The organism is Veillonella sp. ICM51a (assembly GCF_000524355.1).
In the GTDB taxonomy this organism is placed as follows: Bacteria; Bacillota; Negativicutes; order Veillonellales; family Veillonellaceae; genus Veillonella; species Veillonella atypica.
Genome location: NZ_JAPX01000030.1, coordinates 1 through 11,772, shown reverse-complemented (window position 1 = coordinate 11,772; position 11,772 = coordinate 1). Strand labels below are relative to the sequence as shown.

General features: G+C 40.1%; 9 protein-coding genes. 2 read left to right on the top strand and 7 right to left on the bottom strand.

The window, feature by feature from the left end; all coding sequences use genetic code 11:
- Positions 1-6 precede the first annotated feature (6 nt).
- Together HMPREF1504_RS04935 and HMPREF1504_RS04930 are read right to left on the bottom strand one after the other, a co-directional pair.
- Complete coding sequence (locus HMPREF1504_RS04935) at positions 7-2,862, bottom strand: AAA family ATPase (RefSeq protein ID WP_038123926.1); 2,856 nt, start codon at positions 2,860-2,862, stop codon at positions 7-9.
- Positions 2,852-4,117 (bottom strand): exonuclease SbcCD subunit D, encoded by a 1,266-nt coding sequence (locus HMPREF1504_RS04930; protein WP_038123923.1) that lies wholly within the window; start codon positions 4,115-4,117, stop codon positions 2,852-2,854. Before HMPREF1504_RS04930 ends, HMPREF1504_RS04935 begins: the two co-directional genes overlap by 11 nt.
- Positions 4,118-4,301: 184 nt before the next feature.
- Here HMPREF1504_RS04930 and bioB point away from each other — a divergent pair, with 184 nt between their 5' ends.
- Positions 4,302-5,327: a biotin synthase BioB gene (gene bioB / locus HMPREF1504_RS04925; RefSeq protein WP_005375253.1), complete on the top strand. Its 1,026-nt coding sequence runs from the start codon at positions 4,302-4,304 to the stop codon at positions 5,325-5,327.
- Positions 5,328-5,509: 182 nt separating this feature from the next.
- On the opposite strand, the gene HMPREF1504_RS04920 is transcribed toward bioB, so the two are convergent.
- The 5 genes from HMPREF1504_RS04920 to HMPREF1504_RS04900 form a co-directional block, all read right to left on the bottom strand.
- The gene (locus tag HMPREF1504_RS04920; RefSeq protein ID WP_005375251.1) at positions 5,510-5,872 is read right to left on the bottom strand and encodes a hypothetical protein; all 363 of its coding nucleotides are present in this window, start codon (positions 5,870-5,872) and stop codon (positions 5,510-5,512) included.
- 426 nt (positions 5,873-6,298) lie between these two features.
- On the bottom strand, positions 6,299-7,186 hold the full coding sequence (locus HMPREF1504_RS04915) for an RluA family pseudouridine synthase (RefSeq protein WP_005375266.1): 888 nt from the start codon (positions 7,184-7,186) through the stop codon (positions 6,299-6,301).
- Position 7,187: 1 nt separating this feature from the next.
- On the bottom strand, positions 7,188-8,381 hold the full coding sequence (gene eis / locus HMPREF1504_RS04910) for an enhanced intracellular survival protein Eis (RefSeq protein WP_005379581.1): 1,194 nt from the start codon (positions 8,379-8,381) through the stop codon (positions 7,188-7,190).
- A gap of 143 nt (positions 8,382-8,524) precedes the next feature.
- The gene (locus tag HMPREF1504_RS04905) at positions 8,525-9,469 is read right to left on the bottom strand and encodes a DUF2156 domain-containing protein (RefSeq protein WP_038123922.1); all 945 of its coding nucleotides are present in this window, start codon (positions 9,467-9,469) and stop codon (positions 8,525-8,527) included.
- A gap of 31 nt (positions 9,470-9,500) precedes the next feature.
- Entirely contained in the window at positions 9,501-10,625 is a 1,125-nt protein-coding gene (locus tag HMPREF1504_RS04900; RefSeq protein WP_009660742.1) for an efflux RND transporter periplasmic adaptor subunit, read from the bottom strand.
- A 168-nt stretch (positions 10,626-10,793) separates the two neighbouring features.
- Here HMPREF1504_RS04900 and HMPREF1504_RS04895 point away from each other — a divergent pair, with 168 nt between their 5' ends.
- Positions 10,794-11,645: an aldo/keto reductase gene (locus tag HMPREF1504_RS04895; protein ID WP_038123913.1), complete on the top strand. Its 852-nt coding sequence runs from the start codon at positions 10,794-10,796 to the stop codon at positions 11,643-11,645.
- Positions 11,646-11,772 lie beyond the last annotated feature (127 nt).

Genomic DNA, 11,772 nt, shown 5'->3' with positions numbered 1-11,772 from the left:
AGAAATTTATGCACGTTGTAATATATGCGTATCTATACCAGCAATAGCTTGACCCATGTAATACACTTGTTGCTGACATGTAAACAACCAAATTTGTTGATGTTCACCAAGTTCAGCTAACAACTCAAGTGCACTCTTTTGGCGATCTTCATCAAAGCGGACTAGGATATCATCTAATATGATTGGCAATGCATCCACTTGGTACGAAAAGACCTTTGCTAGTGCCAAACGCAACGCGAGATACACCTGATCCGCTAAACCACTAGACCAATGATAAATCGGTAATCGTTCACCCCGTTCATTCAAAAGGGCTAAACCGTCTTGCAATCCCCACATATCAAATGTATAAGCACCATTCGTTAATCGTTTAATATACTGAGATGCTAATTCTAACATCTTTGGTTGTGACTCTTCTTCGTATGATTGTTGCGCTCGTTCCATACAATGAGCGATGACAACTTGAGTGGCCCAATCTTCCAAGGCAGATTCCAATTCAGATTCTAACTCTTGTCGTTGTTGAATGGCTTCCCGTTGCTCCTGATCTGAACCCAATGCACGCATAGCTTCCACGATTTGGCCTCGTTTCTCATAGAGGTTAGCCATCGCATCCTTGCGCGCATTCAGCTCTTGATCTGCATGGGCTAATTCATCAGTCCAATTCTCTTTATTCCCCTCACGCAAGCGGCGATAGAATAAATCTTTATTTTCACCATCTGGAGTTAACAAATCAAGCTGTACTTGGCTTTGTTTGTAAATCGTTTCCCATTGCTTAAACTGATCTTCATCAATGAGTTTTTGACGATATTCATTGGCGCCGGATAATCCGCTTTTTTCAAGCAATGCTTTTTGTTCTAGCAAAAGCTCTTTTTCCTTGCGATGCCAATTATCATACTCCATACGATAGCTCTTACGCTGTGATTCTTTTTGTTCCCAACGAATCATTTGTTGTTGAAAGTTTTTATATTGGTTATAAATACGTTTTAGCTCAGTAGGAGACACAGGGGCTTCAACACCAAGGTTATACCATAAGGTAACAGCTTGGTCCTCTATAAGGCGCAAAGATTCCTTATGTTCATCTAAGCGTTTCTCATATCCTTCAATAGTCCGCAATTGTTCAGAGTACTGGTCATATTCATGCTTCATACTAAAGAAATCATCTTCATCGAGACTCTTGGCAGCCCCTTCAGGAATCCATGCTTGCCATTCAGCCAAGGCTTTTTCATAATTAGCCTGTAATTGTTTACCTTCATCATTGTAACGTTGCTCAATAGCTGCCGTTTCCAAGTTCGGTACATCTGACGCCACAGGTAAAGGTGCATCCAATTGTGTTTCTAAATACGACTTACGTTGCTGTAAGCGTTCTAGTTCACGCATCAACCGAGCTACATCGGAATCATCTACATGGCGAAGGCGCCATCCATACCAGAACAATCCCAGTCCAAGTATTAATAGAATAATACCACCGATGCTATATAGTACAGATTCCAGCGCAATGAGGCCTGCTAGCGACATCAATACACCAATAACGGCTCCAATCCCTCCAATACGTTGCAACCAAATCGGCATCGCGGCCATACGTATGGAACCATGTTCTCCAAGTCGAGACTCTAGATCTGCAATATCGGTCATAACGGCCTGCAACTCTTGCTGAGCCCAGGTGTTAACAGGGCTATTTTCACCAGTGTCAACAGATGAACTATCTTCACTTATTTTTGGTTCTTTTTGCAAGGATGGTGCTTGGCTTTGCCAATATAATAATTGGTCCTTTGCGGTACGCAATCGTTTGGATAAACGTTCCCCTTCAAACCAATTCACATCAGTTGGCACCGATTCATCCTTGCGCCATGAAGATTGTAACCCTCTCGAGAAATCAAGTTGCTCTTTAACCTTAGCAATGTAGGCTTCGCCTTCTTCACACTCACGGCGCAATTGTTCCCACTTCGCACCTTGTTGAATCAAATCCTCTATATCTTGGCCATAGGTAGTAAATGGACTATTTGGATCAAAATTTTCCGGTTTTAGTGCTTCTTCTTTATCAAGCCAAAGCTGCATATTCTGACGAGCTTCACGAAGGCCCTCATCGATACTCAAAAACGCATCGCGATCTAGTGTATCAGGAGATGTAAACTGTTGCATACGACGACGCGCCTCTTCGCTACGTCGATACGTATCCCATGCACGAAGCACCATCTCTACGCCTTCACGATAATCTTGCCATTCTTTGATTTGATTCTGAATTTCTGCTTCTGTATCCTCGGAAGCCTTTAACGCTTGTTGTAATTCTACATATTGCGTTTCATGTTCACCCAGTGCGGATAAACGAACCTTATTTTCTTGTAATTGATCTATCAAAACATTGATGCGGCGTTTGCCTGATGCAGACGCAACCAGTAAGTCATTAGCATTGGTTTCAATGCTTTTTACTACACCACCGAGTTGCTCGCCCCCTTCGGCGCCAAAGAATCTAGCTCGTACATCTACTTCATTGAGTATATCTACGCCTTGAAGGTCCTCTAACGTAAGGCCGAATATGCGGTTATACGTTTTTTTATCGAGCCCATGCCACCACAATTGATTCGGCTCGTCCTTTATGCTAGGCTCACCAGGAGAATAAAAATCTAAATTCTTGTTTTGTCGGCCTAAATGATAAGCCGTCCCCTCTTTGTCGAGCTCAAGAGATCCACTTACATAACCATATTTTTTATGTTTACCGCCAAATAAAAGAGAACGCATACCTTCTAATAAGGAGGTTTTCCCACTTTCATTAGCGCCATATACAAGCTGTACACCGTTAGGACCGGATTTAAATGTCCAGTTTTCATACGGCCCAAATGAGTCGAGTCGAATCTGTTTAATGTTCATCGTTTACCCCCATTAACACCGTAACCCCTTCCATTTCACTGCGTTCCATAACTCGTTTCAATACATCGTCTGATAATAAATCTAAATAACTGCCAAGTCGTTTAGACTCAGGACGATCGACCAAGATTTGACGTACGGCCTCAATATCAGTAACGGTTTCATCATAGGCACGTAGATAATCGCCTACCATGTCGGACAATAAACGGCGTTCTGCCAAATTAACAGTAGGACGCGTTTTAGCAATCATGCGGTATGGCATAACAAAAATAGATTTACTCTTTTCCTCTGCCTGCGTCTCCCGTAGCCATAATTTTCGAACGGACTCATCCACGCATAAGCGATGCATTGGACCAGTTCCTACTAAATGGACCGATACCAATGTATTCTTATTATATTTTTTACGTAAGGACTGCTTTTTATGGCTCAACAAATCTAATAAATCACGTTCAGTTTGTATGCCTGCAATATCAATCTTTATATCTTCAAAACGAATGGCACTAGTCTCAATAAATTCTAATTCACAATGTCCATTATGTGATACGTTGACCATATAGCATCCTTTAGCGCCAGATTCCTTCCGATGTAATCCTTGAGGATTGCCCGCATATACGACCATAGGGTCTTCTGAAATCACCTGTGATTTATGGATATGACCTAGTGCCCAATAGTCCATAGCGCCTTGCATGATATCCGTCAAATTACAAGGCCCTGTTACATCATGATGTTCACTGCCCACACTAGATCCAACTGTTCCATGCATGACAGCAAGGGAAAACTCATCTCGTTCAAAGGCTTTATATTGTGCAGCAAAATTAGATTGTTCATTGCCATGACCACAACTGATGCCGTAAACACCACCAACTTCAATATTATTAACCATCAACGGAAATCGTTGTACCTGTGTATCCGAAAACACATGTACATTATCAGGCATTGATAAGCCAGCGCGCCAGCTTTCAGCAGGATCATGATTACCTTGCACCATATATACGGGAATATGCGCCTCCCACAAGCGATACATAGCACGCACAAATCGGACCTGAGCCTCTAAATTATGATCTTCACTATTATAAACATCACCGCTAATCACAACTGCATTAACGCGTTCGCGCACAGCGATTTCAATGATATTATTGAAAGCTTCATAAGTTGCTTCTGCGACAGCACGATCTACATGCCGACTCATCCCCATAGCATATTGAAAAGGAGCCCCTAAATGAAGGTCTCCACAATGTATAAAACGAAAGGGTTGCATATTGTCTCCTTTCCTAACTTATAGAATACTAATATCTAATTATACTATATATTTCTATATAATATGTAAGATATCATATTGTAAACTAATTAATTTATACAGTTGACAATTAGTATACAAGAATACTACAATTACATTGTAAATATATTCGTTTTTATAAGTTAACAATAACAAGGAGGCTATAATGGCACTTCCAGTAGAGCAACAAACCCAGGTGGGTTCTTATGAAAAAATATTAACCATTGCCAATCGTATATTACATGGTGGGGAAATCACTAAAGAGGAAGCCATCGATTTAATCCATACATCCGATGAAGATACCATGATTCTATTGGCTATGGCAGATAAAATAAAACAACATTTCAACGATAATTCCGTTGACATTTGCGCGATTGTAAATGCTCGTTCTGGTAAATGTCCTGAAAACTGTAAATTCTGTGCACAGTCGGCACACCACAATACAGGTGTTCAAGAATATCCATTTATGGATGATGAATCGATTTTAGAGGCTGCTAGAAAAGCAAAAGAAGCTGGTGCTATTCGCTTCTCTATTGTTACAAGCGGTCGCAACACTTCCAACCCTAATGAATTCAACCAAATCTTACGCGTATTAAAAGAAATTCGCGAAAAAATTGGTTTAGAAATTTGTTGTTCCCTTGGTTTGTTAACCTATGAACAAGCTCTTCAATTAAAAGAAGTTGGTGTTACTCGTTATCATTCCAATATCGAAACTGCACCAAGTCATTTCCCTGACATCTGCTCCACACATTCCTATGAGGACAAGATGTCTACCATAGAAAATGCCAAAAAAGCTGGCATTCGCGTTTGCTCTGGCGGTATCTTAGGTCTAAACGAAACTCTAGAACAACGCGTAGAAATGGCGTTTGAACTTAAACGCCTTAACATTGATTCCATTCCATTAAACATATTAAATCCGATTAAGGGTACTCCATTCGAACATAACAAAGCGTTAAAACCGATGGAAATTTTACGTACCTTCGCTGTATTTCGTTTCATTTTACCTCATGCATTAATTCGCACCGCAGGCGGTCGAGAAGTAAATCTACGTGATTTACAATCGTACGCACTAAAAGGTGGTCTTAATGGCATCATGGTAGGCGGTTACTTAACAACTGGCGGTAGATCCCCGCAAGACGATTTACAAATGATTAATGATTTGGAATTAACCCGTACAGCCGCTCAGCTATAAACTAACGGTTGTTACCAATCACTAGTGGATATCTTAAATTTTACCTATCTACAAAGACTGTAACACCTCTGCGTGTTTACAATACATTTACACACAAAAAATACCTAGCTAGTTGCTGTCTAGCTAGGTATTTTTATATTTAATTTTTTAAATTTATATCTAAAATATTAAATTCAAGCTATTTATTGCCATAACAATCTATAGATGGCTTGACCATTTGTATTGCCTTCAATCGGTTCAGGATCTTTATCATAATCAACATTATCATATTGAGTGCCGTTTGGCATATACGCATCTACTTCTAGAATTTCCATGGTCCGATTATAACGGCTAATATATACCTTATAGCGAAGTTCATCGCCACCTGGTTCATTAACCTTTAGCCAAAGAACAGCATCATAATCGCTTTTTTGAACACTATCATTATCTATAAAGAGTTGATTACCTTTGTCATCAGGACTTACATAGTACCAATCAGTCGCTTGTGCTGTATTCGAATATGTTATGAGGCAAAAAAAGGCCATCAAAGCTATAAGCAACTTCATAGTGGCCCCCTTTCTAACCCAACAACAAAAGTCTTATAACTAGAACGATTTTTTTAAATATTTTTAAAAAAAATAAAGAGAAGATATTATCCTCCTCTATTATCATATCAAGAAGTATGGCATTTATCAACATTTAATAAACGAATTTTACATTTCATCTAAATTTCATAAAATATTTTTTAGAAGTTCATTTTATCTTCATAGTATTTACTTATAATTACTACATCAAATGATAATTATAAGTAAATATTCCCTGATTACTTAATGTATTTATCTCCCGACAAGTAATACTAACCCCAAACCTACTACTTGTTTAAATACATAGGTCATTTGATGTTAATACTAACACTCCCCTTACATGAAAAAGGACTCCATCAGGAGTCCTTTTTTCGTTGTCAAACCTATACACTTATACAAAAAGCTGCCCTAGGGCAGCTTTTTATTTTGTAGTTCACGACCTAAATCAGATGGTACAGGTGCGATAACAGTCACCAGTTCAGATTGTCCATATGGTATAAATGTCAACGAATAGGCATGTAAGGCCTGTCTCGTATACGGTTTTTTCCGCATACCATACATGGCATCGCCAATGATAGGGTGACCAATATGAGCCATATGAACGCGAATTTGATGAGTTCGTCCGGTTAGCAATGTAAACTCTAACAACGATTGTACATCATCATATTCAATCACATGATATTCGGTTACAGCATCTTGACCAAATTCATCAACACAGCGGCGATTATCAAATACCGGATCCACACCGATAGGTTCATTCACCACACCATCAGATGTAATCTTTCCTTCTACGAGACCGCGATAGACACGGTGAATTCGACCTTCTTGTAGCTGTTTAGTGTAATATTGTTCTGCCTCACGGGTTTTGCCAAACATAATAACACCTGTTGTATCTCGATCCAAGCGATGAACAGGCCGAATTTTATGAACTTCGCCGCGTTTAGCATAATAGCCAGCCACCAGATTACTCAATGTATGATATTTCGTTTGACCTGCTGGATGAACTAGCATAAATGGAGACTTATACACCACAAGTGTGTGTTCATCCTCATAGAGAACCTCTATAGGTCCTTTTTCAACCTCTACACCATAATCCTTATCTTGTGGTAACTCAATAGTAATAACATCCCCTTTTCTTAGCATACGCTTGGAATGAGCAACGCGGCTATTGACCTTCACCCGTTTCTTACGGAATATCATCTGCACATTTCGAGAGGATAAAGAAAATCGCTCTTTTACATAAGCAGATACTGTTGTATCTACCTCTTCTTTTACTGTATATGTTCTCCAGCTCATATTACCACCATTCGTTGATATATGTATTTTGTTTAGGATATACCATATCTAGATAATCAATCCAATGAGATTCGCCTTGTAATTTACCTTCAAACACAAGATCTTTAGCTGATACAGCCCCCATCAACAGGACTGTTAGACCGCCAATGTCTATAGTGATATCGATTTCATCCACAGATTCAGCAGAAACGCGTTTTACGTTAGGTAAAGTGCTTTCACCTAAGCTAAGGGCAAACACGCCATTATTCCAATCGCATAATGTATCGGTAACCTTAATGTTTAAGGTAATTGGCATCATAACGGCTTCTGGATTAACAGGTACCGTAGTCAACGCTGTTTCTACGTCTACGATACGCGCCATCATATACGGCATCGTTGTATGACCTGTTTTTCCATCAGGAACAAATCTATAACCCGTATCATGCAACCCTTCATTCCAGCGAATGCTTTCACCTTGAGAACGATGGTTATAAAAATAATTAAGCAAACCACGTTGAGCACGACGCGTTGTATATACAAATTCTGTAACAGGAATTTCAGGGGCCCCCAAACGATATACAGCGTAACCTTCGATTTGACCTTCATCGTTTTTCACGACCGCAATATTCACACCTTCAGCAAAGAAACTGCCTAATAGACGTTTCCATTCCTTCTCGCCGCGTTCCGCATAGCCACATAAATCCTTCGTATAGGCTTTGTAAACAGGATCAAGCAATGTCCATTGCTCTACATCATTTAGCAATCCAAAGGATACTGTTTTATCCGTCAAAGGACGCAAACTTTCTAATGGCATGGTCTGTACCCATTGATGAGCGTACAAATCCCAGCCATATTGTTGGTAAAATCCCGCTTTAGAAGGCATTAAAATGGTAATGCCTTGACCACGACGGCGCAATTCTTCTAAGGAGTGCAACAATAATGCACCACCTACGCCACCACGACGTGCAGCTGGATGAGTAGCAACACCAACCATATAACTAGTAGGCAAGATAGCTCCGCGCACATTGATGTTGTATTGACGCAAATGAACAGTGGAGAGCAATTGACCTTCTTGGGTACCTATGACAGTATTCTCCGGTTCATAACAGTTAGAAAAATAATATTGAAAGAAGGGATCTTCTTTTGGTTCAAAGCAATACGCCCATAGCGCTTCAACTTGAGGGGTATCTTGTGATGTAGCAATTCTAAAATCCATACGATTTCCTTTCTATCCTAAATAGCTCTAGAGCTATATATTTCATGTAGTAGAATGTATTTCACACACTCTACCCTTTATTATAACGGAAAAGAGTGGCACCATACAGTACCACTCTCACATTCATTATTAAATTGACCTGATTATTTACCGCCCGTTGCATTATCTGCTTCATTAGCATATACAGCATCATATTTTTCTGCAAAATGATCAGGATTATAGGATTCCTTCGCTTGACGAAGACCAGGCAAGCCCATATCTTCTTCACGATTGATAAACTCTACATTGCTAAATTCATGGCGGATGAATTCATTATTAATTGCTTGATACAAACCGCGAATATCCGGATTGGCTTTTTCGATGTGAATTAAAGCCATTCTATCATTCATTAATTCGCCGATACTGAAAGCCTCTACGCGACCAAACAACTTAATAGCGCCGCCTTTTAAGCCCAAGACATCCCAATGATCAAAGAGTAAATTAATAGCCACTAATTCATCTTCAATACCTTCTTCGTGATGAGTTTCCACCCAAGACGCTGCTGTCTCACGGCACAATGGAATGATGTCTTCTGTAATTGGCACATATTCATAGTTGGAATATTGCATACGGAATTGATTCAAGTGATTTTTCTTTTGACGGAATTTCTTACCGGACAAATTAATAAGATCTTCAGACTTATAAATATATTCGTAGTTATCACGGTCAGGTGTGAATACGTAACGGCCTGGGCATAGTTCCTCCATCCGTTCTTTCACAACCTTGCTAACACCTTTGAAAATGAATGGTAATTTATTTTCTACAAACCATTCTTTTGCACGCAATAAACCATCGAGGAACTTCGCATCCTTACCAGCAAATGGAGGTAATAGGAATGGATCGCGCTTACCACCACCTTGGATGTACAATACGCCATTTTCTTCAGCCCAACGAATGCCATAGGCTTCTTGCCACATATACAATGTAGTAAAGCAATTATCCGACGCTTCGTAATGATGTTGTTCAAAATATTTATCGATTAATGGTTTATTTCTTAATTCAAAACGTTTAAATTCTAAAATAATAATCTCCTCCTTTTTAACATTCATGGTTGCTAGTTTCTAGCTACTCATAAGATATTTATTGAACCTTCACCTTTTCACCTAGTTCAAAGGTTCCCTTGGTTGTAATAACTTGTTCGCCTTCATTGAGGCCTGTCATGATGGACACATACCCATCTTGTTCATCCCCTACTTCAACGACACGTACGTCTACCGTATTATCAGCGGTTAATACATATACATATTTACCATCTTGATTTTCACGTACTGCCGCAGCAGGAACAACGAGCATCTTAGCTTGAGCACTAGATTCGATGGTCAAACTATAAAATTCACCAGCCTTAATAGTTCCTTTTTCGTTGTTGAAAGTAGCCTTAACTAGTACACTTGGTACATTTTCAGGCTGGTTTGTATCTATATAGGTCAACTCACCTGGAATATCTGAATCACCGACATGCAAAGACACTTTAATACTTGATTTTGCCTCTGGGCTAGCTAATTTCATAGCCGCATCACGAGGAATACTCAAGGATGCTACCATAGGCGTCTCTTGTTGTATCAACATAAATGGACGATCTGCAATCGCCATTTGACGATCTTCATTGTAAATAGCAGTCACCACACCAGCTATAGGAGCCGTAATATTAGCGGCAGCTATTTGTGCGGACACCTGAGCAATTTGTGCCTCAATAGCAGCAACACTAGCACCGTTGCCACCACCGCCACCACCAGTTGTGGTTGTCACAGTTTGAGGTCGAGACCGTTCTAGAATACGATTATATTCCTTTTCTGTAATATTACCAGCCTCGCGCATTTGGCGAGCACTTTCAAGCTGAGCACTGCTAACCGTAGGCGCCGTCGTTGTCGTCGTTGTTTCAACAGCAGGCGTATAGGATTGGGCCGCACTAAGCTGACCTTGTAAGGACGCTAATTGTTGTTGCAATGCCGACGTATCAATCGTCGCCACCACTTGACCTTGTGTTACCTTATCGCCTACCTTCACAGCATACGTAGCCGCACCTGATACAGCGGGCGTAATAGTGGACTTATTAAGAGCTGTTACATTCGCTTCATTATGAATTTGTAACGGCATATCTTTATAAGTAACATCGGCAACGGATACTGTAGATGTACCACAACCTGCAATCGCACATACAACAATGACCAATAGTGCCATTACAGCACCAAGTCGAAATTTGTTCATACTTTCACCTTATCTCTATCCATTGTATTGATTTTTATCAATACCTTAGTATATCACAAAATCAATAAGAATTGTATGAAAGCTAATTCCCTATATGATTAGATATTACTAGTCAAAAATAATATCTGCTATAATATATATAAACAAGTATACGCATGGAGGTTTCTCATGGAAGAACGTATGGATTTTAGAATTTTAAATAATGGTAGCTTTGTGCCATCCATCGGATTTGGCACCTACAAAACAGGAACGTCGGAGGAAACGGAGCAAGCTGTAACGAATGCCTTACAGGCTGGATACCGTTTACTCGATACGGCAGCTTATTATGATAACGAAGAAGCCGTCGGCAAGGGCATGAGTGCATCTGGTATTAATCGGTCCGACATCATTGTAACCACTAAAATTTGGCATACCAATGCCGGTTACGATGCTACGATGCGCGCTGTTGAAAGTTCTCTAACGAAGTTAAATACTAATTATATAGATATCATGCTTATTCACCAACCAATAGGTGATTACTACGGCTCTTGGCGCGCCATGGAGGAGTTATACGACCAAAACGTACTGCGTGGTCTAGGTCTCTCTAACTTCTACGAAGATCGCCTCATCGACTTGCTGTACCACTGCAATGTAAAACCTGTGGTCAACCAAATCGAGTGCCACCCGTTTAACCAACGTCAATCCTTATTACAATTAATGCGTAAGCATCAAGTAGTAGGTATGGCGTGGTCTCCATTTACTCGTGATCGCCAACCTGTATTTGACCACCCTATTATCAAGAGCTTGGCTGAAAAGTACGGCGTTAGTAAGCACCAAATTATTTTACGTTGGCACATCCAACGAGGCATCATTCCATTGCCAAAGGCAACAAGCTTAGAGCATATGAAGTCTAACTTTGACGTCTTTGACTTCAAATTATCCATTACAGATATGGATCTCATGGAGCTACTTGATCAAAGAGCGTTTTTGGAAAATCATCATACTGCTGCGGGGCTTGAAAGAATTTTAAAACTAAAATAACTTGCTGAATTGCTTTTAAGAAATCATTCATTGCATTGTAAAGAAATCCCCCTTCCGTCAAGCCTCCACCGGCCAGGTCTGACTCCGCCCTGCGGGCTCCGCAGGGCCAAAGTCGTTTGACGAACAC